Source organism: Vibrio sp. 1288, assembly GCF_033344475.1.
The window spans coordinates 1-588 of the sequence record NZ_JAWPOX010000834.1; the positions used below are offsets into that span (position 1 = coordinate 1).

General features: G+C 47.1%; 1 protein-coding gene and 1 pseudogene. Both read right to left on the minus strand.

Annotated features, from left to right (window positions below):
• Positions 1-304, minus strand: a 304-nt coding sequence (locus R8O11_RS29630) for an oligogalacturonate lyase family protein (protein WP_318195180.1), incomplete at its 3' end; no start/stop codon positions are given.
• Positions 305-360: 56 nt separating this feature from the next.
• Positions 361-588 (minus strand): annotated as a pseudogene (locus R8O11_RS29635) (transporter); the annotation flags it as partial.

Consider the following 588-nt stretch of genomic DNA (forward strand, 5'->3'; position numbering starts at 1 on the left):
GTTCGTTTTTCACGTAGAAAAAGGCACGCTCATCCGTCGAAATGAAACCGCCAAAGGTGTTGTCACCTTTACCTTCCGTCAGTTGGACTGCTTGTTGCGTTTCAAGGTCAAGCAGGTAATAGTTGCGATTTCCGTCGAAATCACCTGCAAACAGCAGCTTTTTTCCATCCTGAGTAAAGCACTTCTGGTAAAAGTAGTTACGGTGACAAATCACGTCCGTTGGCGTTAATCGCGTCACTTTCACTTGGGTATCACTATCAACAAACGTTTCGAAGTTGAGAGTAATCACATCACCTTTAGCCATAATATATCTCCACAAAAGGGCTGCCCAAGCGAGGGCAGCCAAAACAAAAATTCAGATTATTGGGTCGTTGTCGCGGCTACTTTAGAGGGCTGCGTGTCTAGCTTGGCACTCTTCTTCAAGCCGTAGCCCACAGCAAAGACTGACGCTGCACAAGCAAGGAACAATAAGCGGCCCCATAATGGGTTTGGAATCAACACCATCAGTGTTAAACCTGCGGCCATGTAGATAACCAGCGTACCCAATTTCGCGCGTTGCATGCGGTCAACAATGTCTTGGCCTTCTTC